This is a genomic window from Microbacterium sp. GQ128 (assembly GCF_059758615.1).
Genome location: NZ_JCAXDY010000002.1, coordinates 355740 through 377438, shown reverse-complemented (window position 1 = coordinate 377438; position 21699 = coordinate 355740). Strand labels below are relative to the sequence as shown.

Genomic DNA, 21699 nt, shown 5'->3' with positions numbered 1-21699 from the left:
GACTCTCCCTCCGCATGGCGGCTGAGCCGCCCCGCCCGCGTTCAGCTGGGGACTGACACTGCTGGGCGTATAAGGGAATGGTATACCGGATGGGGTTGCAACGCGTTGCATCCATGCATCGGAATGCGCTTTCTGCCGGCGGGGTCAGCCCCGGGATCCCCCGTGCACGCCGGCCCAGCGACCGGTGAGTTCGTCGAGGCATCCGTCCAGCGATCGCCACGCATCGGTGTCGCGCATGGCCGCGCCGATCCGCTCGGCGTTGGCCCGATACGAGGGGTCGGACCGGACGCGGTCCACGGCGCGCGCGACCTGCGCCGGCGTCGCGGTGCTGGTGCGCAGATTCACCCCGGCACCCGACCACCCCACTCGCGCGCAGACCTCGACCTTGTCCTCGGTCTGCCCGGCAACAACGAGCGGGACCCCGTGCGCGAGCGCCTGCTGCACGCCGCCGTAACCGCCGTTCGTGACCAGCACATCGACGAGGGGCAGCAGCCGGTCGTACGGGAGGTACTCGGCGACGCGAACGTTGTCGGGCAGCCTGCCGGCGAGCGCATCGACCGGGCGGCCGCCCGTCGACACCACGACCAGAGCATCGGATGCGGCGAGCGCGGCGACCGTCGGTTGCACGAGCTGACCGAAGTCGGAGTTGGCGATGGTCCCCTGCGTGACGTGCACGATCGGCCGTGAGCCGTCGAGGTCGGACCACCACTCCGGCAGGACGGAGTCGGACGGCGACGGAGGCAGCGGGCCTGCGAAGTGCACGGTGGCGGGAAGGTCGGCGCGCGGATACTCGAACTCGGGCACGGTGAACTGCACGTAGGCGTCGGCGCGGCCGGCCCAGTCGAGCACGAAGCCGCCGAGGTCGCGGCCGACCTCGCGCCGCGCCATCGCGTCGGCCTCTTTCTGCACGCCACCGAATATCGCACGCTCGGCGACCGTGCGCAGGGCGGCGTTGCGCAGTCGACCGAGTGGACCGGGCATCGGGGTGACCCCGAGCCCGAACGGCGCCGTGTCCGCGCTGCGCGCCCCGAGCGGGAAGATGCCGAGCACGACGACGGGCGGCCTCTCGTCTGCGGGCAGCAGCTGCAGGAGCGCGCCACCGACGAAGAGCGGCTCGGTGAGGACGGCGTCCACGGAACGGGCGTCGATCTCGGCCCGGACCGCGGCGAGCTGCGCCGCACCGGGGCGGACGAAGAGGTTGGTCATGTCGAAGCGCAGGGCGGCCGGGCCGGTGAGCCCACGGCGCTCGGGGAAGGCGCCGTCGGCATCGTCGAGGTCGACATCGGCGTCGACGGGCAGCGGGAGGAAACGCGCACCGGCGGCCTGCACGCGTTCGGCATAGCGGCTGCTCGTGAGGAAGCTCACGTCGTGGCCGCGGGAGAGGAGGTGGCGGGCGATCTGCAGCAGCGGCACGACGTGGCCGTGCGCGGGTGTGCAGGTGATGAGGTAACTGGACATGACGGGTTCTTTCCCTAAGATCGAATGTACCGTCGTAGTATTCATCACCCCGTTAGGAAAGTCAATGGTTGAGGCCGCTCCCCGTGCCTATCGATCAGAACTGCGCGCCCGCCAGGCGCAGGAGACCCGCGCACGCATCGTCGCCGCATCCGCACGCCTGTTCGCGACGCAGGGATACCAGGCCACCACGATCGCCGCGATCGGACGCGAGGCGGGAGTGTCCGCCGAGACCGTGAAGACGACGGCCGCGAAGGCGGAGTTACTCATCGCCGCGTTCGAGGTCACGTTCTCGGGCTCGGAGGGCGCGGACTCGCTCACTGACACCGAGGTCGCCGCAGGACTCCTCGAACTGCCCGACGAGGTCTTCCTCGACGGGGTGCTGACCCAGATCACCACCGCGAACGCGCGAGGTCACGGGCTGTGGACGGTGCTGCTGGGCGCCGCGCTGTCCGACCCCGTCGTCGACGCCGCCCTGCACCGCATTCTCGAGCGTCGCGGCGCCGACTACCGCGCGCTCGTCTCGGAACTGCGGCGGCGCGGCATCGCCGCCCCCGGCATCGACGAGGCGACGACAGCCGACGCCCTGTCGTTCCTGCTCTCGCCCGAGAGCTACCAGCAGCTCGTCGCGCAATCCGGGTGGACGGCCGACCGTTACGCCGCGTGGCTGCGCGCGGCGGTCGATGCCGAGATCACGGCGGCAGGCTGAGAGCCGACGACGAGAGGAGCCCGACCACCCGGGACGCCTGCCCTCGCTGCCTCTCGCCCTACAACTGGCCCAATGCGGCGCTCAGCGCGATGTTGGCGACGACGAACGCGATCAGCGTGAGGGCGACGCCACTCGTCGGGATGATCCAGGACCTTCGGATTCGAGACCTGAAGTAACCGTAGGAGCCTGCGGCGACGATGAAGAGCGAGAGATCCGTCCACCAGAACGCGTGAGTGGACGAGCCTATTGCGGGATAGTCGCAGCGAGCCGTGCACCCAGCGATCTCGAGAATCCTCATGAAGATGAACAGCGCAGCCACCACCGACACGAAGACGTGGATCCACATGACGTGGTCGCCCGGCAGGCTCCGGTTGCGGCGCTGGTCGTCCATTTCTCTCCTCACGGTTCGTGTCAGAGTACGAGACTCCCGTTCGCGTAAGCATCCGAGTGCGTCACTCCGGGGGACTCGACAGCCCCGTCACAGCGCGAGGGTCGCGCGGGCGTCGTTCACCAGGAGGAAGAGGGTGCGACGCGCATCAGGGAAGGTCGTGAAGCCGAACCGCTCGTAGAACGGGACGATCTCGTCGTTGATCGCGTGCACGAGGATCGCGCGCACGCCGATGGCGTCTGCGGCTTCGAGCGCCCGCATCGTCGCGTGCTGCAGAAGCGAGAATCCCAAGCCGCGACCCGAGTACTCCCGGTCCACGGCCAAGCGGCCGAGCAGCACGACGGGAACAGACCCGGGCATGCCGACCGCCAGTGGTGGCGGCCCATCGCCGCGATCGATGGCACTGGAGGCCAGGCAGTAATACCCTGCGACTCTCCCCTCCCGCGTGACCGAGACCATGGTGCGCGAGGCACCGTTCTTCTCATTCGAGCGGGCCCGACCTCGCAGCCAGATGTCGAGACTCTCCTCACCGCAACGGAAGTCGGACAGCTTGTCGCCGGCCGCAAGGGGCCGCGGCGTCAGGAACTCAGTCAACGAAGACGGATTCGCGTCTCAGCAGCTCCCGCAGGCCCTCGACAGTGCGGGGTGGACGGTCCATGACCTCGATGAAGGCGTCGAACCGCACGGCATCGACGAGCAATCGGCGTTCACGCTCGATGACCTCCTGCGCCCGCTCCACGAGGACTGACGACGAGAAGTCGGTCACGGTGCGGCCTTCGATCGCAGCTGCCTGCTCGATCGCCTCCTTCTGATCCGCCGTGACTCGGAACTCCAGACGGGCGCTCTTCAGCGGAGAAGTCGAGGTGCTCATGTGATCGAGTGTACGGCAGATCGCCGTACATCGCTTTCCCCTGTGCGACTGAGCGGCGGCGCTCGTTACCCCGAGTGACGAGACCGGCCCAGAGCGCGTCACGCCTGCGCTACCGCGCGACGTCGGCGAAGCATCTACATCGACATGAGAACGACAAGTCCCAAAACCAGTACGACGCCATCGATGAACAAGAAGATCCGCCACCCCTCATCGACTGCGGTAGCGGCTGCACCAAACGCCATGCACGCGGCGAGGAAAACGAAGATCCAGCCGGCCAACGCACGACCAAGCGACTGCGCGCGAACGCGCTTACGTTCTGCTGTCACGGCTTCACTCCTCTCCATCGTCAGCATGTGAAGTACCCATCAGACATTCCGGATATGCATGGTGCTCTTCCGTTGCCCAGCAGACTCCAGGACACAGAGTCACGAGCTATAACGCTACGTGATAATCCGACCGCAATGACGAACCGTGGCTGCGCGCGGCGGTGGATGCCGAGATCACGACGGCAGGCTGACCGCGTTACCTCGAGTGACGCACCCGGCCCCGCCGCGTTCTCCATGCAGGAGAATCGAAAGTGATGTCTGAACGCGAAGAGCACACCCAGTGGCAGGCCGAGCGCCGCGCCTCCGTCACGTCTGCCACCGGCAACCTCGCCCTGGTCGAGACGCGCTGGACCGGCGATGCCCCCGACCTGGATGCCGCGCAGCGCGCCGCCTCCCCCACCGAGACCGTGACGCCGATCCAGCGCACGGACATCGAGACCGGCCAGGCGGAGCACGGCCTGCGGGTCTGGGATGCCGATGCCCCCGCCATCCGTGCCTTCGATCGCATCGACACGTACGAGTACGACCCGGTGTGGGTGCTCGAGGGCCACTTCACCCCCGTGTCCGGTGAGCGCCGGGTCTCGTTCGAGCACATCCGCGACAACGGCGGCACCCGCGACCTCGTCGTTCCCGGCGACATCCGCCTCGAGCTCGACGGCCGCGAGTACGACCTCGCCGCGTTCGACGACGGCGGCACGCTGCTGCTCGTCTTCGGCGACGAGACGAACGGCTCGGAGAGCTACGGGTCCGGTCGCTTCCTGTTCGTCCAGCTGCGCGACGACGAGGGCTCCGTCACCCTCGACTTCAACCGCGCGTTCGTGCCGCCCTGCGGATTCAGCGCCCAGTACAACTGCCCGCTGCCGCCGGCATCCAACCGCTTCCCCCTGCCTATCCGAGCAGGCGAGAAGAACGTCGTCTTCCGCGACGGCTTCGACATCTACGCGGCCTGAGCCGCGCACTCTCACCCTGGAGTACCCATGAGAAGAACTCGCATCCTCGGCGCGCTCGGCGCCGTCGCCACGCTCGCCCTCGTGGCCGGCTGCGCGTCGGGCACGACCGACGACGCCCCGAGCGAAGACGCCACCATCTTCATCGGTTCGCTGTACGAGCCCACCAACCTGAGCAACACCCAGGGCGGCGGCCAGGGCGTGACCGAAGCCCTCACCGGCAACGTCTACGAGGGCCTGTACCGGCTCACGGATGACGGCGAGGTCGAGCCCCTCCTCGCCGAAGACGCCGAGGTGTCCGACGACGGCCTGACCTACACGATCACGCTGCGCGACGACGTGACCTTCCACTCGGGCGACCCGCTCACCTCCGCCGACGTGAAGTCGAGCGTCGAGGCCGTCACCGCCGAGGACTCGGTCTCGGCGCGCAAGTCGAGCTTCGGAGTGATCTCCGACATCGCCACGCCGGACGACACCACGGTCGTGTTCACGCTGTCGCAGCGCTCGATCTCGTTCCTCTACAACCTCAGCTACGTGTGGATCGTGAACGACGAGGCCGGCGACATCACCAGCGCCGAAGACGGCACCGGCCCGTACACGCTCGACGAGTGGAAGAAGGGCTCGACCCTCACCCTCGAGCGCTGGGACGACTACTGGGGCGAGCCCGCCCAGAACGGCGAGGTCGTCTACACGTACTTCACCGACGCGACGGCGGAGAACAACGCCCTCCTCACGGGTGAGATCGACGTGATCACGAGCGTGCAGAGCCCTGACTCCCTCTCGCAGTTCGACTCCGACGACTACGTCGTGAGCGAGGGCACCTCGACCACGAAGGAGCTGCTCGCGTTCAACGACCGCGTCGCCCCCTTCGACGACGCGCTCGTGCGCAAGGCGATCTACTCGGCGATCGACACCCAGAAGCTCCTCGAGTCCATCTGGGGCGATTACGGCACGCTGATCGGCTCGATGGTGCCTCCGACCGACCCCTGGTACGAGGACCTCACGAAGGTGAACCCGTACGACGTCGAGCTGTCGAAGGACCTGCTCGCGCAGGCCGGCTACGCCGACGGATTCACGTTCACGCTCGACACCCCGAGCTACGACCCGCACCCCGCCGTCGCGGAGTTCCTGCAGTCGCAGCTCGCCGAGGTCGGCATCACGGTCGAGATCAACACGATCAGCGCCGACGAGTGGTACACGAAGGTCTTCAAGGAGCAGGACTTCGAGGCCACCCTCCAGGAGCACGTGAACGACCGTGACGTGGTCTGGTACGGCAACCCCGACTTCTACTGGGGCTACTCCGACGCCGACGTGCAGAAGTGGGTCGCCGACGCCGAACAGGCCACCACGACCGACGAGCAGACGGCCCTGCTGAAGCAGGTCAACGAGAAGATCGCCGAGGACGCGGCGAGCGTATGGTTGTACCTCTACCCGCAGATCGTGGTCGCCTCGAGTGACCTCAGCGGATACCCGGTCAACGGCCTGAACTCCCAGTTCTTCGCCTACGACATCGTCAAGTCCTGACGCGCGAGGGGGATGCCGCGCGTCGGCATCCCCCTCGTCATCCTGAACAGTCATGCTCGCTTACCTGATCCGCCGTCTCGCCTTCCTCGTGGTGTCGCTCGTCGTCGCGATGATCGCGATCTTCGTGCTGCTGCGGCTGCTGCCCGGCGACCCGGCGAACGCCCTGCTCTCGGTGAATGCGACCCCCGAGCAGATCGCCGCCGCCCGCGCGCAGGTCGGCTCCGACCAGCCGCTGCTGCAGCAGTTCACGACCTGGGCGGGGCAGCTGCTCCGCTTCCACCTCGGCGAGTCGTTCCTGAGCTCACGCCCGGTCGGACCCGACATCGTCGACCGCCTCGCCGTGACGCTTCCGCTCACGCTCATCGCGTTCACGATCGCCCTCCTGGTCTCCCTCGTGATCGGCATCACCGCCGCCGTGAAGTCCGACCGCTGGTACGGCATCGCCCTCTCCGGCTTCGCGCAGCTCGGCGTCGCCGTCCCGGTGTTCTGGGTCGGCGTCGTGCTCGTCTGGGTGTTCGCGCTCGGGCTCGGCGCACTGCCCTCCGGGGGCTTCCCCCGTGACGACTGGGAGGACCCCGCCGACGCGCTGCGATCACTCGCCCTGCCGATCACCACGATCGTGATCGTCATGAGCGCCTCCCTCAGCCGCTACGTGCGCTCCGCCACGCTCGACGTGCTCGGCAGCGACTATCTGCGCACCGCTCGCGCCGGAGGCTCCGGCATGGGTGAGGCGCTGCTGCGTCATGGTGTGCGCAACGGCGCGGTGCCGGTCGTCGCGGTCCTCGGCATCGAGTTGTCGACGACCCTGCTCGGCGCGGTCGTCGTCGAGAGCGTGTTCACGCTCCCCGGTCTCGGCAGCCTGCTGCTGTCGGCGATCGAGCAGCACGACTTCCAGGTCATCCAGGGCGTTCTCGTCGTCAGCACCCTCTTCGTGCTGCTCGTCGGATTCGCCGCCGACATCGTGCAGCGACTGATCGATCCGCGCCTGCGCACGAGCGTCTCGGGGAACCGATGAGCCGCGTCGCTGAACAGCTGATCACCGGATCCGTGCCCGCGCGGAGGCGCCCGAAGGCGACGCTGCTCATCGGGATCGTGCTCACCGGCGTCATCGTGCTGATCGCCCTGGTCTCCCTGTTCTGGCTCCCGTATCCGCTCGCCGACACGAGCGGCAGCCGCCTGGAGGGCCCGAGCGCGCTGCACCTGCTCGGCACCGATCGACTCGGCCGCGACCTGCTCTCGCAGCTGATGTGGGGCGCGCGGATCGCTCTCATCGTCGGAAGCTGCTCAGTCGCGATCGCCGCCGTCCTCGGCACGATCGTCGGTCTCCTCGCCGCGTTCGCCCGGCCGTGGGTCGACGACACGCTCTCAGCCGGACTCGACGTCGTGATCGCGTTCCCGGTGCTGTTGCTCGCGATGCTGGTCGTCGCGGTCCAGGGGGCCTCGCTGTGGTCGGCGGTGCTCGCGATCGGGCTGGCGATGTCGGCGGTGGTCGCGCGGCTCACCCGCATCCTCGCGCGTCGCGTGCTGCAGGAGCAGTTCGTCACGGCCGCCCGCACCAGCGGCACCGGCGTGCTCGGCATCGTGTTCCAGCATGTGCTGCCGAACATCGCGCCGACGCTCGCCGTGAGCCTCGCGCTGCAGTTCGGCGCTGCCGTGCTCGCCGAGGCGAGCCTCTCGTACCTGGGCCTCGGCGCACCGCCGCCCAACGCGTCGTGGGGACGGATGCTGCAGGAGGCGCAGGGCACCGTGCTCACGGCTCCCGTCGGCGCGATCGCACCCGGTGTCGCGATCATCGCGCTCGTGCTCGGCGTGAACTTCCTCGCCGACGGTCTGCGCGACCTCGCCGACCCGACCCGCAGGAGGAGCCGATGAGTCTTCTCGATGTCGCCGGCCTCACGGTGCGCTCGGCCTCCGGTGTGCTCGTGCGAGACGTGTCGTTCTCGCTCGCGCCCGGCGAGCGCCTGGGGCTGATCGGCGAGTCCGGCTCCGGCAAGTCGCTCACCTCGCTCGCGGTCACCGGGCTGCTGCCGGACGCCCTCGTCGCGTCGGGCTCGGTGCTGCTCAGCGGGCATCAGGTCGTCGGCGCTCGGGATGCCGACCTTCGGCCGTTGCGCGGACCCGTCGCGCAGAGCGTGTTCCAGGAGCCGCTGACCGCGCTCGACCCGCTGATGCGGGTGGGCCGGCAGGTCGCCGCGCCGCTGCGCCGGCATCGCGGCCTGCGGGGTGCCGAACTGCGCGCGGCTGTCGCGGCGGCGCTCGAGGAGGTCGCCCTCACCGATCCCCGCATCGCCCGCGCCTACCCGCACGAGCTGTCGGGTGGTCAGCGTCAGCGGGTGGCGATCGCGATCGCCCTCGCCGCCGAACCGCAGCTGCTCATCGCCGACGAGCCGACGACGGCGCTCGACGTGACGGTGCAGGACGGTGTGCTCGCGCTGCTGGAGCGACTGATCGCCGAACGGGGCATGGCGCTGCTGTTCATCAGCCACGACCTGGCCGTGGTCTCGCGCATGGTCGATCGCATCGTGGTGCTGCGCGACGGAGGTGTCGTCGAGACAGGGCCGGTGGCGCAGGTGCTGAGGGAGCCGGCCGAGCCGTACACACGGATGCTGGTCGACAGCGCCCGCGCTCTCGATGCCTACCTCGACGCCGGGGAGGGCACGCGATGACGATCCTCGAGCTGCGGGGCGCCGGCTTCGCCTACGGCTCTCACCGGGTGCTGGACGACGTGTCGCTGAGCCTCTCCGACGGCGACTCGCTCGGCCTCGTGGGCGAGTCGGGTGCGGGCAAGTCGACGATCCTGCGGCTGATGCTCGGGCTCGCCGCACCGCGTGATGGCCAGGTGCTGTTCGACGGCGCGCCCCTGTCGCTGCGCGACCGCGCCCAGATGCGGCGGTTCCGCGCGAGCGTGCAGCCGGTCTTCCAGGATCCGTATTCGTCGCTCGACCCCCGGCAGCGCATCGACCGGATCATCGGCGAGCCGCTCCGCTCGCTGGGACTGGCATCCGGTGCCGACGCCCAGCGCCGCATCGCGGAAGCCCTCGATTCGGTCGGCCTCCCCGCCGACACCGCGCGCCGGTACCCGCATGAGTTCTCCGGCGGACAGCGTCAGCGCATCGCGATCGCGCGGGCCGTGGTGTCGCGCCCCCGAGTGCTCCTGGCCGATGAGCCGGTCAGCGCTCTCGATGTCACGACCCGGGTGCAGGTGCTCGAGCTGCTCGACCGACTGCGCCGCGAGAACGGTCTGTCGCTCGTGATGGTGTCGCACGACCTGACCGCGATCGCCGCAGCATGCGACCGCACGGTCGTGCTGCAGGACGGCCGCGTCGTCGAGCAGGGCGCGACGACGGATGTGCTCCACGACCCCCAGGACTCTTACACCCGGGCGCTGGTCGACGCGGTTCCACGACTGCCGCGCTGATCGTCCCCCGGCTCAGACGAAGGCAGGGTGGAGCCGCGGGTCCGCGGCTACCTGCATCAGGAATCGTATTCCGATGTTTCGTCCACTGCCTCTCGCTCGACGATTCATCGCCGGGCGTGCCGGGAATACGGTGTCGGAGTGGCCGGGCCGATCTCTCACATGTTCTACGCAGACGACTCCGGAAACCTCGAGGAGGGATGGATCGTCTACGGCTGGATCGAGCTCGCGGTCGCGGACTGGGATGCGGTGCTCACTCACTGGCTCACGTTTCGGAAGCGACTTGTCGCAGACTACGGAATTCCGACCGCACAGGAATTGCACATGACTGCGCTCGTCAACGGACGCGGCCACGTCTCGACGGCGCCGCCCTCTCGTTTCGTCAGGGGAGGGGAAACTCTCTGGAAGCCTCTCGGACGCGAAGTGGCGGTGCGCTGTCTCGAAGCAGTACGGGAGTGCCCGCACATCGAGATCGGAGTGTGCTTCAGAAAGTCCTCTCTCCGGAACAAGCAGATCAACCGCGACCGTGAAGCGGTCTACTCGTCGCTCGTCGCTCTCTGGGATTCCCAACTACACAGGTCCCGCGAATACGGGATAGTCGGAATGGATGGGGATGGCTCCGATCCCATCTACTACAGCGCGCACCGGGCGCTGAGCCTTTCCACACGTCGGATCATCGAGGATCCGATGTTCCACAGCTCGCGGCGATCTCAATGGACTCAGATCGCGGACATCGTGGCCTGGTCGGGATTCACCCATCTGAACCCTCATGCGGGCAACGAGTTTGCGTGGACCTGGTACGACCACTACCTCAGGGACTTGAATCCGCTCGGGGATCCGATCGAACTGGCCTGACAAGCAGCAAGACCCGCTTATCCACGAGAGTGGGGCGGGCCTGCATCTACATTCTACGCAGCCTGAGCGTCGCTCGTCGGCTCAGCCAGCTTGCATTCCGGAACACGTGGCCTCAAGCTTCAGGCCATACGTCGCTCAGCTCTCCGAGGACGCCAACCCGAAGTACGCCAGCTCCGCATCGTTCAGCATCCGGGAGCGGATCAGGAACCGCATCCCGGTCGGTCCCTCGACCGAGAAGCCGGCGCCCCGCCCCGGCACCACGTCGATCGTGAGGTGCGTGTACTTCCAGTACTCGAACTGCGACTCGGACATGTAGACCTCGACGGGTGTTTCCAGCCCGACGTCGAGTCGCCCGAGCAGCACGTCGCCCGGACCGGTGAGGTACATGCCGACCGGGAAGCACATGGGTGCGGACCCGTCGCAGCATCCACCCGACTGGTGGAACATGAGCGGACCGTGCTGCACGGTGAGATCACGGACGAGGGATGCCGCGGCATCCGTCACGTCGACGCGCTGGTAGGTGCCGATGCTGACCATGATCCCGACCTTTCGTGCGGATGATCCGGGCGGACGCCGTGGCGCCCGCCCGGAGAGGCCCGAGCTCAGAAGAAGCCCATCGGGCCTTCGGCGTACGAGACGAGGAGGTTCTTCGTCTGCTGGTAGTGGTCGAGCATCATCTTGTGGTTCTCGCGGCCCACGCCCGACTGCTTGTACCCTCCGAACGCGGCGTGTGCCGGGTACTGGTGGTACGTGTTCGTCCAGACGCGTCCGGCCTCGATCGCCCGTCCTGCACGGTAGGCGGTGTCGCCGCTGCGGCTCCAGACTCCGGCCCCGAGCCCGTAGAGGGTGTCGTTGGCGATGGAGATCGCATCGTCGAAGCCGTCGAACGAGGTGACCGACAGCACGGGCCCGAAGATCTCCTCCTGGAAGATGCGCATGTCGTTCGTGCCCTCGAACACGGTCGGGGTGACGTAGAAACCTTCGCTGAGGTCGCCGCCGAGGTCCACGCGCTCACCGCCGGTCAACAGCCGCGCCCCGCCCTGCTTGCCGATGTCGATGTAGCTGAGGATCTTCTCCAGCTGATCGTTCGAGGCCTGCGCCCCGATCATGGTCGCCGGGTCGAGCGGGTTGCCCTGAACGACCTTGCCGACCCGCTCCAGCCCGTCGGCGAGGAAGCCGTCGTAGATCGACCGCTGGATCAGTGCGCGCGACGGGCAGGTGCAGACCTCGCCCTGGTTCAGCGCGAACATCGTGAAGCCCTCGAGCGCCTTGTCGTAGAACGGGTCGCTCGTCGAGCGCGCGACGTCTTCGAAGAACACGTTCGGGCTCTTGCCTCCGAGCTCGAGAGTCACGGGGATGAGGTTCTGCGAGGCGTACTGCATGATGAGCCGCCCGGTCGTGGTCTCTCCCGTGAAGGCGACCTTGCGGATGCGCTTGTGCTGCGCGAGCGGAGCGCCCGCCTCGATGCCGAACCCGTTGACGATGTTCACGACACCGGCGGGCAGCAGGTCGCCGATGATGTCGAACAGGAAGAGGAGTGATGCCGGGGTCTGCTCGGCCGGCTTGATCACCACGCAGTTGCCCGCGGCGAGCGCCGGCGCCAGCTTCCACACCGCCATCAGGATCGGGAAGTTCCACGGGATGATCTGTCCGACCACGCCGAGCGGTTCGTGGAAGTGGTACGCGACGGTGTTCTCATCCAGCTGGCTGATGCCGCCCTCCTGCGCGCGGAGCACCCCGGCGAAGTAGCGGAAGTGGTCGACGGCGAGCGGGATGTCGGCGGCGAGCGTCTCGCGCACGGGCTTGCCGTTCTCCCAGGTCTCGGCGACCGCGATCTCCTCGAGGTGCTGCTCGATGCGGTCGGCGATGCGGTTGAGGATCACCGATCGCTCCGCCGGGCTGGTCTTGCCCCAGCTCGCAAAGGCTTTCCAGGCGACGTCGACCGCGCGGTCGATGTCTTCCGCGGTGCCACGGCCGACCTCGGTGAAGGGTTTGCCGTTCACCGGGCTGACGTTCTCGAAGTACTGGCCCTTGACGGGCGCGACGAACTCGCCGCCGATGTAGTGGCCGTACTGCGGGCGGTAGTTCGCGACGGCGCCCGGCTGACCGGGAGCGGCGTAGGCGAGGGACACGTCTTCTTCGACGATGCTCATGGGGGTCTCCTTCGACGGAGCCGCGCTTCGGTTCGCGGCTGTGCTCCGAAGGTAGGTCGTGCGAGGTTGCACCCGGATGCGCAACGTTGCAATATATTGCGTCACTCACGGAGGGCGGCGGCGAAGGCCCGAAAGCGCTCGGCCATGGGCTCCGGTGCTTCTGCCACGGTGAAGTGCCCGCCGTGATCGAGCCGCTCGAAGACGCGCAGGTCCCTGTAGAAGCTCCGGGCGAGCGGCTCGGGGTAGTCGTGCTCGTGACGCTGCACGTACACGGCGGCAGGAACGTCGACCGGCGGGATCGCATCCGGGGTGTCGGCCCCCTCGTAGTAGGGGCGGAAAGAGGTCGCGATGCTCTGCGTGACCCAGTAGATCATCGCCTCGGTGAGGATGCGATCGCGCGAGATGACCGCCTCGACGGATGCAGGATCGTCGCTCGGGGTGTCCGACCACTCGGCCAGCTTCTCGGCGATCCAGGCGAGGAGCCCGGCCGGAGAGTCGTTGAGAGCGGTGGCGAGCGTGTCGGGGCGTGCCCACTGCACATGCCCGTACGATCCGTTCGGGCCGTGTTCGGCCTCGAGCCGCGCGAAGAACGCCCGGACCTCCGGGTCATCCGACGCCTCCCGCTCGGCGGGCGTGCCGAAGTGGGCGTGCGTCGCGACGATACCGGCGACGTGTCCCGGATACGCGCCGGCGATGAGGTCGCTGACGTTGGCCGTGACGTCTTCGCCGTAGGTGATGTAGCCCTCGTAGCCGAGCACATCGGTCATGAGCCGATGCATGGTCTCGGCGATCCGCCGCTCGCTCATCGGTCCGTCGGCGTACGGCTCGGAGAAGGCGAATCCCGGCAGACTCGCCACGACGACGTCGAAGTCGGGCAGCATCGTCGTGATGTCCAGCTGCAGCGCGAACGTGTGCGGCCAGCCGTGCATGATCAGCAGCACCGGCGCATCGGCGCGCTCCGATCTCACGTGAGCGAAATGGATGTCGGTGCCGTCGATGTCGACCAGGAACTGCGGGAACCCGGCCAGCCACTCCTCGCGTGCTCTCCAGTCCCAGTCGGCCCAGGTCTCGACCAGCTCGCGCAGCCACCGGGCGTTCATCCCCGATGGCATCCGCCTCGGAGAGTCCTCGAGGATCCTGGTCTTTCGGAGTCGCGCTCGCAAGTCGTCGAGCACTTCGTCGGGGACATGGAGTCGGAACGGCCGGATCTCGGACATGCGAGCACGGTACTCCTCGCCACCGACACGAGTGGCTTCCGTCCGAGGCGAGCGCTCAGTCGGCGGCGAGGCGCTCGATGCGGGCGACCACTCCCGCGCGCTTCGGCGATCGCGCCGGGAGCATCTCCAGGGCGAGGCGCAGAGCTTCGGCGTCAGCCTGGCCCTCGGGGATCTCCGCGTAGGAGAGCAGCACGTCGAGGCTGGCCTCGGACAGCATCGCCTCGTGCAGCGCCGCCCGCACCGATTCGCGGAAGTCCTCGACTCCGGGCGACGTCGACTCGGGCAGCACCGGTCCCCGATAGGCGGTGAGCGCCACACGGTGAGCTCCGCGGTCGAGCAGGGAGAGCACATCGTGCGCATCCGTGTCGAGCGCGACGGGCAGTCGATACGGGCGCGACTCCGGCACCAGGTCCGGGGCCGTGCGCTCGAGCACCTTGCGCAGACGCACCATCTCCGGCCGCAGCGTATCGGGTGAGACGGAGGGGCCGTAGACGAGCTCGGACAGCCGCTCTGCGGAGAGGCCCTGACGATGCACGGCGAGCATCAGCAGAATGGCGGCGTGCCTCGCACTGAGCTCGATCACCGATTCGCCGTGCTCCGACTCCGTCTCCAGCCGAGCACGGTCGCGGCCGAGCACATGCAGCGTCGCGCGAGCGGTCACCGGCGTGCGCGGCTTCGAGGTCGTGGGCTTGCTCCGGGGCGCCTCGCCCCGTTCCCGTAGGCGCGCCACCATCAGCTCCGACTCCACGGCACGGGCGGTCGCGTCGACCAGCAGCCGAGCCTGCGGCGAGACGACATCCGAACCGCCGGTGATGTCGATCACCCCCAGCACGCGCTTCGTCTCCGGGTCGCGCACCGGCGCGGCCGTGCATGACCACGGATGCACGAGCCTGTTGTAATGCTCGGCGCCGCGGATCTGCACCGACTGTCCGAGTTCGAGAGCGGTTCCCGGTGCACTCGTGCCGACGGCATCCTCCGACCAGTTCGCTCCGGCGACGAAACCCATGTCGTCGGTGAGCGTGCGGAGTCGATGATCGCCCTCGATCCAGAGCAGACGCCCGGCCTGGTCCCCCACCGCGATGATCACCCCCGTGTCCTCCGTGTCGCCGGGCAGCAGCAGTGCACGGATCATGTCCATGGCCGACGCGAGCGGGTGGGCGAGGCGGTACTCGTCGAGCTCGTCGCTGACCAGTTCGAGCGGAGGAGGCGCCTCGGGCCCGACCCTGCGCCGCCACGACCGCTCCCACGACTCGCGGACCAGGGGCCGCACCTCCTGCAGACGCCGGTCGTCGAGGTTGCCGGCGAGGAGCTCCTCATGCGCACGCTCGATGAGCAGTCGCGATGTCGCCGGAAGCGACTCGCCGGGTACCTGCCACGGCGCAGACACAGCGGTCTCCGATCGTCGAGAGCATGCGTTGCCTCAGTGTACGAGCCGCGCGTGCCCGAGGGAACACCTGCCCCGTCAGCGGATGAGCCCGGCGACGAGGTCGTCGATCACCTCGTCGGTGGAGGTGTCCGGATCGATCGGCGTGGTGAGCCGGTCGAGCAGCAAGCCATCAATGGCGTAGTGGAACAGGGCGATCTCGCGGCGTCCGCCGGGGAGGCCGGCCGCGGTGTTGAAGGCGACGTCGCCGTCGAAGCCGGCCCGTTGCCAGGCGCCGAGGACCGCGGCGACCTCGGGCCGCCGCCCTCCTTCGAGTCGCAGTTCGAACAGGGCCAGCGTCACGTCCCGGTCCTCGGTCAGCCTCCGCACGATGTCGCGGATGTAGTCGGCGAACAGAGCAGGGCCGGGCGTGGCCGTCGCACGCCGCTCCATATCGTCGGGGGTGGGTGCGAGGCGCTCCCCGATCCGCTCGACGAGGCCCTCGATCAGCGCATCCCGACTGCGGAAGTAATTCGAGGTCGTGCCCGTCGGAACCTGCGCGGCGATATCGACCGCGCGGTGGGTGAGCCCCCGGGAACCCTCTCGCGCGAGGACCGTGAGCCCGGCGTCCGCGATCGTCCTCCGGCGTGAATCGTTCTTGACCATGAGAAGAGACTAGCGCAATCACTACACCTGTTGTACTGTAACTGCTACATCTGTAGTTATTGGAGAATCATGCGAGAACTCGTGTATTACGCCGCCGTCACCCTCGACGGCTACATCGCCGGCCCGAACGGCGAGTTCGACGCCTTCCTCATCGAGGGCGACCACATGGACGGCATCAATCGCCGCTTCGCCGACACACTCCCCACCGTCGCGGCCGAAGCGCTCGGCATCCCCCAGAAGCGCGACGTGTTCGACACGGTGCTGATGGGCTGGAACACCTACCAGGTGGGCGGGCTGCCCAGCCCGTACTCGCACCTGCGCCAGATCGTGTTCAGTCGCACGAAGACCGCCGAGGCCGAGAACCTCGAGGTCACCCCAGAGAACCCGGTCGACGTCGTGCGCCGACTGAAGCAGGAGGACGGCGCCGACATCTGGCTCTGCGGAGGCGGGGCTCTCGCCGCATCGCTCGCCGACGAGATCGATCGGCTCGTGCTGAAGCGTCAGCCCCTGCTGTTCGGATCGGGAATCCCGCTGTTCGGTGACCGCCAGTACCGTCCCGAACGCTTCGACCCGGTCGAGACCATCGCGTACGAAAGCGGGGTCGTGTTCACCGAATTGGAGCGTCGACACGAGGGGTGACGCAACGCGGGACGAGTGCTAGCATTGTGCTGTCAGGAGGCAGACATGGCAACCGTGACCATCCGCAATCTCAGCGATGACGTCGTCGTCGCGCTCAAGGAACGCGCCCGGCGAAACTCCCGCTCGATGGAGGCCGAGGTGCGCGATGTGCTGACCCGGTTGGCGAAGGGCGACGCGAGCGGGCTCGAGGCGCAACTCGAGCAGCGGGGGCCGCGTCCACGGCGGTGGTCCGTTCCGTCGAGCGAGATCATGGCATGGATCGACGCGAATCCCTCGACTCCGGAACAGGACAAGATGCGGGAGGAATGGGCGGCGGAACTCGAGGCCGATCGGAAGAACCCGCTGTTCGACGAGTCCATCCGTGACCCGTGGGAGAACCGTGATTCTTCTTGACACGAATGTGCTCATCCGCATCCGGTACGTACGCCTTCCGGCGGACGAAGTCGCCTTGAGCGCGCTCTCTTTCGCAGAACTTCGATTCGGTATCGAGCGTGCGACCGAACCCGACGTCCGCCGCGAGCGCCAGATGGACCTCGCTCGGGTCACGACCATGTTCCACAGCGACTGGCTGCCCTTCGACACCGCCGCCGCCGATTCGTATGCCAGACTCGCGGCGAACGTAGCCACAAGACGTCCCGCCCACGCCCGAAGCACGGACATCATGCTGGCCGGTCACGCCTACGCGCTCGGCGCGGCATTCCTCACTTTCAACCCGAAGGATTTCGAGCTCGTGTCCGACGAAGTCGAGATCATCGTCCCCGAACTGCGTTGAGGCGTCAGCCGCGCGCGGTCCACCACTCCCGAAGCCGCTGCTCGGCGACGTCGGGGCCGACAACACCCTCGTCCAGGCGCAGATCGAGCAGGAACTTGTACGCCTCGCCCACCTCACGGCCGGGCGCGATGCCGAGCACCTCCTGGATGCGGTTGCCGTCGATCTCCGGACGGATGGAGTCGAGCTCCTCCTGCTCGCGCAGCGCCGCGATGCGCGACTCGATGTCGTCGTACGCGCTCGCGAGGCGACCGGCCTTGCGCTTGTTGCGCGTTGTCACATCGGCGCGGGTGAGGATGTGCAGGCGCTCCAGCAGGTCACCGGCGTCGCGCACGTAGCGCCGCACGGCGGCATCCGTCCACGCTCCCTCGGCATAGCCGAAGAAGCGCAGGTGCAGTTCGATCAGGGTGGCAACGGCATCCGTCGTGGCGGTGTCGAACCGCAGGGACTGCAGGCGCTTGCGAGCCATGCGCGATCCGACGACGTCGTGGTGGTGGAAGGTCACCACTCCCCCGGGCTCGAGCTTGCGCGTGCGCGGCTTGCCGATGTCGTGCAGCAGCGCGGCGAGGCGCAGCGGCACATCGGGGGCGGCACCCGGGTGCCGGGAGTGCTCGAGCTCGATCGCCTGGCTGAGCACGGTGAGCGAGTGCTCGTAGACGTCTTTGTGGTGGTGGTGCTCGTCGACTTCGAGACGCAGTTCGGTGACCTCGGGAAGGAACTCGTCGATCAGGCCCGTGTCGACCAGCACGCGGATGCCGCGCACCGGGTCGTCGGTCTGCATGAGACGCACGAGTTCGGACTGGATGCGCTCCGGGCTCACGATCTTGAGGGTCTCGCGCAGTTCGGCGATCGCCTCGGCCGTAGCCTCCTCGACGCGGAATCCGAGTTGAGCGCTGAAGCGGGCTGCCCGCAGCATCCGCAGCGGGTCGTCGCCGAACGAGATCCGGGGGTCGGCGGGAGTGCGCAGGGTGCCGGCGACGAGGTCTTCCACCCCACCGGTCGGGTCGACGAGCTTGACGGACGGCACCTGCAGCGCCATGGAGTTGACGGTGAAGTCGCGGCGCACGAGGTCGCCGTCGATCGTGTCGCCGAACTCGACCGTGGGCTTGCGGGTCACGCCGTCGTAGCTGTCGGCGCGGTAGGTCGTGATCTCGACCTGCTCGCCCTGCACCCGCGCCCCGATCGTGCCGAACGCGCGGCCGATGTCCCACTGCGCGGTCGAGATCGGCGTGACGATGGCGAGGATCTCGTCAGGAGAGGCGTTCGTCGTGAAGTCGAGGTCGTGCGTCGCCCGTCCCAGCAGCGCATCCCGCACCGGACCACCGACCACGGCCAGAGCGAAGCCGGCATCCGCGAACGCCGTCGCGAGGGTGCGGACGACCGGGTTCTCGGCGAGCGCGCCAAGACGGGCAAGGCCGTCGGCCATGTTGAGCATGGGTTCCAGCGTACCCGGGTGGGCCGATGGGGATTCGGGGCCTGCTGCTGCGCACAACTTCGGAGATCGGCCGCGACACGCCGGCTGCTGCCGCTCCTCCGTCGGCATGTCGGCTGCGATCTCCGAAGTTGTGCGCCCATCCCGGACGGCGTCCCCACCGACGCGCTGTTCACTTCCCCGTCGCCCCGAAGTCAGACCCTGGCCATCCGACACCGATGGGGTGGAGGAGCCCCGTGCGGCTGAGCACGGAACCCCACCCCCACGAAGGACTGACATGACCTCCCCCACCCCTGCGGTGCGGTGGCGGCGTCACGGACTGACGTCCGTCGCGCTCCTCGCCCTGCTCGGCGGCGCCGCCGTCGCCCCCGCGGCCCTCGCCGCCCCGGAGCCCGAGGTGCCGACCGGCTCGCTGGTCACCGGCGACACCGCCTGGCACTATCTCGACGACGGATCGGACCCGTCGCCCGCACCGGCCGCGATCCGCGACTGGACGCAACCGACGTTCGACGACGGCTCCTGGAAGACCGCCCCCGGCTCGTTCGGCGCGAAGAACGGCAAGCTCGGCGCCGTCGGCCCGCAGACGCCGAAGACGCTCCTGAACCACTACCTCGACGGTGCGAAGGTGCCGACCGTGCCGACGTACTTCTTCCGCACGACGTTCGAGCTGGAAGCGGGCGTGGCCGAGAAGGTCGCAGCGCTGCAGAGCACGATCACCTACGACGACGCCGTGATCGTGTGGATCAACGGCGAAGAGGTCGCCCGCTACGTCGACGGCCGCATCACCGACACGAAGAACGTCGAGTACGCCGGCGACTCCAACGGCGACCCGCTCACGAGCACGTTCAGCGCCGAGGGCGAGCTGCTGCACGACGGCACGAACACGATCGCCGTGTCGCTGTTCCAGGACCGCGAGACCAGCTCGGACATCTACTTCGACATGTCGTCGCTGACCCTGGTCGAGGCATCCGACCCCGGCACGCCCGTGATCGCCCCGCCGACCCGGGTCATCCTGACCCCCACCGAGCAGCCCGCCGTCTCGCAGGCGTTCTCGTGGCTCGCCGGCGACGCCTCGCACACGGTCGGACAGGTCGAGATCGCCCCGACCGCGGGCGGCGACGTCCGCACCGTCGACGCCTACGACGCCGGCGTGGTCAACGGCAACCCGAACAAGCACTTCTCGGCCACCGTCACCGGTCTCACCGCCGCGACCGAGTACCGCTACCGCGTGGGCCTTCCCGGCAGCTGGAGCGACTGGTACGAGTTCCGCACGGCCGACCCGAAAGCCACCGACTTCCAGTTCATCTACTACGGCGACGCGCAGATCGGCCTCGACACCACGTGGCCGAGCGTCGTGAAGCAGGCCGAGGCGAACGCTCCCCGCTCGATCGGCTCGGTCCACGCGGGTGACCTGATCAACACGTCCAGCAACGAGAACGAGTGGGTCAACTGGTTCAAGGGCATGAAGGACTCGGCCGTGCGTACCAACGTGATGGCCGCCCCTGGCAACCACGAGTACTCCGGCGACAAGCTGCTCACCGCCTGGAAGGCCGCATTCGAGTACCCGCACAACAACCCTTCGATGAGCTCGATCGGCGAACTGGCCGATCTCGCCAAGGGCGACACCGAGGTCGCGGCCCAGTACCGCTCGCTGTTCGAGCACTGGAGCGCATTCGCCGCCGAGACCGCGTACTACACCGACTACCAGGGCGTGCGCTTCATCACGCTCAACGCGACGCGCGACGCGACCTTCCTCACGCCGCCGGCGCTGCCGTCGTGCACGGGTGCCGACTGCCCGATCGCGAAGGGCGAGGAGCTGTGGATCCGCTTCCAGGGCGCCTGGCTCGACCTGCTGCTGCAGAACAGCCCGTCGAAGTGGAACGTCGTCACCTTCCACCAGCCGGTCTTCTCGGCATCCGAGGGTCGCGACGAGCCTAAGCTCCGCGCCGACTGGGTCCCCGTGTTCCAGCGCAACGACATCGACCTGGTGCTCATGGGCCACGATCACACCTACGCCCGCGGCTACGTGAACACCGACGCGACCGAGACGCCCGGCATCACCACGGGCCCGGTGTACGTCGTGTCGAACTCGGGCGCGAAGCACTACGAGCTCGAGACGCCGGAGAAGAACGTCTGGACCAACAACGGCGCCACCCAGGTGCTGCGCGGCCAGGGCGTCACCACCTACCAGGTGATCGACGTGTCGAAGAACCAGCTCGTCTACCGCTCGTACCTGGCGGAGAAGCAGCCGGATGCCACCACCGATCTCCCCGTCGGAGCCGTGTACGACACGTTCACGGTGACGAAGTCGGATGCCGGCGAGAAGTGGGTCACCGAGAAGGGCGTCACGCCTCCCGTCACGCCGGAGCCCGAGGTTCCGGCTGAAATCGAGCTGGGCGCGGCATCGGTCAAGGCCGGCGGCACCGTGAACGTGTCGGGCAGCGGCTTCGCGGAGGGCGCTGAGCTGCGGCTCGAACTGCGCTCCGACCCGGTGCAGCTGGGCACGGCCACCGCCGACGCCGACGGGTCTTTCCAGCGCACGGTGACGATCCCGGCGAATACCCCGGCCGGGGCGCACACGCTGGCCGCGATCCTGCCGGACGGCACCGAGGTCACGGCCTCGCTCACCGTCACCGCGGTGTCCGGCGGCGGGGCGGTCACCCCGGGCGACGGCTCGGGCGGCGCGACGGACGGTGACCTCGCCACGACCGGCGCCGACAGCATGCCGTACATCGTCGCGGCCGTCGTGCTCCTCGCGGCGGGCCTCGGCCTGTTCGCGCTGCGCCGCCGTCGGCAGCACGCCACGGTGGAGGTCATCGACGCGGAGTAGTCCGCAGCCTCCGCTCCCACGGGCGCCGTCGGATTCGTCCGGCGGCGCCCGTCCCGTCCCGTCCCGTCCCGTCCCGTCCCGTCCCGTCCCGTCCCGTCCCGTCCCGTGCCGTCCCGACACAACTTCGGAGTTCCACCGCG

At 68.4% G+C, this 21699-nt stretch carries 23 protein-coding genes; 12 read left to right on the top strand and 11 right to left on the bottom strand.

The window, feature by feature from the left end; translation table 11 throughout:
- Window positions 1–144 precede the first annotated feature (144 nt).
- Complete coding sequence (locus AC6CHX_RS07830; protein WP_498272336.1) at window positions 145–1458, bottom strand: glycosyltransferase; 1314 nt, start codon at window positions 1456–1458, stop codon at window positions 145–147.
- A gap of 64 nt (window positions 1459–1522) precedes the next feature.
- Here AC6CHX_RS07830 and AC6CHX_RS07825 point away from each other — a divergent pair, with 64 nt between their 5' ends.
- Window positions 1523–2164, top strand: a complete 642-nt coding sequence (locus AC6CHX_RS07825) for a TetR/AcrR family transcriptional regulator (RefSeq protein ID WP_498272335.1) — start codon at window positions 1523–1525, stop codon at window positions 2162–2164.
- A gap of 58 nt (window positions 2165–2222) precedes the next feature.
- On the opposite strand, the gene AC6CHX_RS07820 is transcribed toward AC6CHX_RS07825, so the two are convergent.
- The 4 genes from AC6CHX_RS07820 to AC6CHX_RS07805 form a co-directional block, all read right to left on the bottom strand.
- Window positions 2223–2555: a hypothetical protein gene (locus AC6CHX_RS07820; RefSeq protein WP_498272334.1), complete on the bottom strand. Its 333-nt coding sequence runs from the start codon at window positions 2553–2555 to the stop codon at window positions 2223–2225.
- A gap of 87 nt (window positions 2556–2642) precedes the next feature.
- Window positions 2643–3146: a GNAT family N-acetyltransferase gene (locus AC6CHX_RS07815; RefSeq protein WP_498272333.1), complete on the bottom strand. Its 504-nt coding sequence runs from the start codon at window positions 3144–3146 to the stop codon at window positions 2643–2645.
- Complete coding sequence (locus AC6CHX_RS07810) at window positions 3139–3423, bottom strand: type II toxin-antitoxin system TacA family antitoxin (protein ID WP_498272332.1); 285 nt, start codon at window positions 3421–3423, stop codon at window positions 3139–3141. Before AC6CHX_RS07810 ends, AC6CHX_RS07815 begins: the two co-directional genes overlap by 8 nt.
- A gap of 134 nt (window positions 3424–3557) precedes the next feature.
- Window positions 3558–3749 carry a hypothetical protein gene (locus AC6CHX_RS07805; RefSeq protein ID WP_498272331.1) on the bottom strand — a complete coding sequence of 64 codons (192 nt, stop codon included), beginning with the start codon at window positions 3747–3749 and terminating at the stop codon, window positions 3558–3560.
- Between the two features lie 254 nt (window positions 3750–4003).
- On the opposite strand from AC6CHX_RS07805, the gene AC6CHX_RS07800 reads away from it, so the two are divergent.
- The 7 genes from AC6CHX_RS07800 to AC6CHX_RS07770 all read left to right on the top strand — a co-directional run bounded on the left by AC6CHX_RS07800 (window position 4004) and on the right by AC6CHX_RS07770 (window position 10490).
- Window positions 4004–4699, top strand: a complete 696-nt coding sequence (locus tag AC6CHX_RS07800; protein WP_498272330.1) for a DUF1684 domain-containing protein — start codon at window positions 4004–4006, stop codon at window positions 4697–4699.
- Window positions 4700–4726: 27 nt separating this feature from the next.
- Window positions 4727–6220, top strand: a complete 1494-nt coding sequence (locus AC6CHX_RS07795; RefSeq protein ID WP_498272329.1) for an ABC transporter substrate-binding protein — start codon at window positions 4727–4729, stop codon at window positions 6218–6220.
- A 52-nt stretch (window positions 6221–6272) separates the two neighbouring features.
- Window positions 6273–7235: an ABC transporter permease gene (locus AC6CHX_RS07790; protein WP_498272328.1), complete on the top strand. Its 963-nt coding sequence runs from the start codon at window positions 6273–6275 to the stop codon at window positions 7233–7235.
- Window positions 7232–8092, top strand: coding sequence for an ABC transporter permease (locus AC6CHX_RS07785; RefSeq protein ID WP_498272327.1), 861 nt, complete (start codon window positions 7232–7234; stop codon window positions 8090–8092). Before AC6CHX_RS07790 ends, AC6CHX_RS07785 begins: the two co-directional genes overlap by 4 nt.
- Complete coding sequence (locus tag AC6CHX_RS07780) at window positions 8089–8886, top strand: ATP-binding cassette domain-containing protein (protein WP_498272326.1); 798 nt, start codon at window positions 8089–8091, stop codon at window positions 8884–8886. The genes AC6CHX_RS07785 and AC6CHX_RS07780 overlap by 4 nt, the downstream gene beginning before the upstream one ends.
- Complete coding sequence (locus AC6CHX_RS07775) at window positions 8883–9638, top strand: ABC transporter ATP-binding protein (RefSeq protein WP_498272325.1); 756 nt, start codon at window positions 8883–8885, stop codon at window positions 9636–9638. Before AC6CHX_RS07780 ends, AC6CHX_RS07775 begins: the two co-directional genes overlap by 4 nt.
- A 138-nt stretch (window positions 9639–9776) precedes the next feature.
- Complete coding sequence (locus tag AC6CHX_RS07770) at window positions 9777–10490, top strand: DUF3800 domain-containing protein (RefSeq protein WP_498272324.1); 714 nt, start codon at window positions 9777–9779, stop codon at window positions 10488–10490.
- 135 nt (window positions 10491–10625) lie between these two features.
- Here AC6CHX_RS07770 and AC6CHX_RS07765 read toward each other — a convergent pair whose 3' ends face one another.
- The 5 genes from AC6CHX_RS07765 to AC6CHX_RS07745 all read right to left on the bottom strand — a co-directional run bounded on the left by AC6CHX_RS07765 (window position 10626) and on the right by AC6CHX_RS07745 (window position 15889).
- Window positions 10626–11027, bottom strand: coding sequence for a DUF779 domain-containing protein (locus AC6CHX_RS07765; RefSeq protein ID WP_498272323.1), 402 nt, complete (start codon window positions 11025–11027; stop codon window positions 10626–10628).
- A gap of 65 nt (window positions 11028–11092) precedes the next feature.
- Window positions 11093–12643, bottom strand: a complete 1551-nt coding sequence (gene exaC, locus AC6CHX_RS07760) for an acetaldehyde dehydrogenase ExaC (protein WP_498272322.1) — start codon at window positions 12641–12643, stop codon at window positions 11093–11095.
- Window positions 12644–12744: 101 nt separating this feature from the next.
- Window positions 12745–13860: an epoxide hydrolase family protein gene (locus AC6CHX_RS07755; RefSeq protein WP_498272321.1), complete on the bottom strand. Its 1116-nt coding sequence runs from the start codon at window positions 13858–13860 to the stop codon at window positions 12745–12747.
- Window positions 13861–13915: 55 nt separating this feature from the next.
- On the bottom strand, window positions 13916–15247 hold the full coding sequence (locus AC6CHX_RS07750; RefSeq protein WP_498272320.1) for a GAF domain-containing protein: 1332 nt from the start codon (window positions 15245–15247) through the stop codon (window positions 13916–13918).
- Window positions 15248–15322: 75 nt separating this feature from the next.
- Window positions 15323–15889, bottom strand: coding sequence for a TetR/AcrR family transcriptional regulator (locus tag AC6CHX_RS07745; RefSeq protein ID WP_136042531.1), 567 nt, complete (start codon window positions 15887–15889; stop codon window positions 15323–15325).
- A 69-nt stretch (window positions 15890–15958) separates the two neighbouring features.
- Here AC6CHX_RS07745 and AC6CHX_RS07740 point away from each other — a divergent pair, with 69 nt between their 5' ends.
- The 3 genes from AC6CHX_RS07740 to AC6CHX_RS07730 are packed head-to-tail and all read left to right on the top strand — an operon-like array spanning window position 15959 to window position 17300.
- On the top strand, window positions 15959–16528 hold the full coding sequence (locus AC6CHX_RS07740) for a dihydrofolate reductase family protein (RefSeq protein WP_498272319.1): 570 nt from the start codon (window positions 15959–15961) through the stop codon (window positions 16526–16528).
- A gap of 45 nt (window positions 16529–16573) precedes the next feature.
- On the top strand, window positions 16574–16921 hold the full coding sequence (locus AC6CHX_RS07735) for a FitA-like ribbon-helix-helix domain-containing protein (RefSeq protein ID WP_498272318.1): 348 nt from the start codon (window positions 16574–16576) through the stop codon (window positions 16919–16921).
- Window positions 16908–17300: a PIN domain-containing protein gene (locus AC6CHX_RS07730; RefSeq protein WP_498272317.1), complete on the top strand. Its 393-nt coding sequence runs from the start codon at window positions 16908–16910 to the stop codon at window positions 17298–17300. The genes AC6CHX_RS07735 and AC6CHX_RS07730 overlap by 14 nt, the downstream gene beginning before the upstream one ends.
- Window positions 17301–17304: 4 nt before the next feature.
- On the opposite strand, the gene AC6CHX_RS07725 is transcribed toward AC6CHX_RS07730, so the two are convergent.
- Window positions 17305–18732 (bottom strand): CCA tRNA nucleotidyltransferase, encoded by a 1428-nt coding sequence (locus AC6CHX_RS07725; RefSeq protein ID WP_498272316.1) that lies wholly within the window; start codon window positions 18730–18732, stop codon window positions 17305–17307.
- A 274-nt stretch (window positions 18733–19006) separates the two neighbouring features.
- Between AC6CHX_RS07725 and AC6CHX_RS07720 the strand changes: the two genes are divergently transcribed.
- On the top strand, window positions 19007–21559 hold the full coding sequence (locus AC6CHX_RS07720) for a purple acid phosphatase family protein (protein ID WP_498272315.1): 2553 nt from the start codon (window positions 19007–19009) through the stop codon (window positions 21557–21559).
- Window positions 21560–21699: the final 140 nt, after the last annotated feature.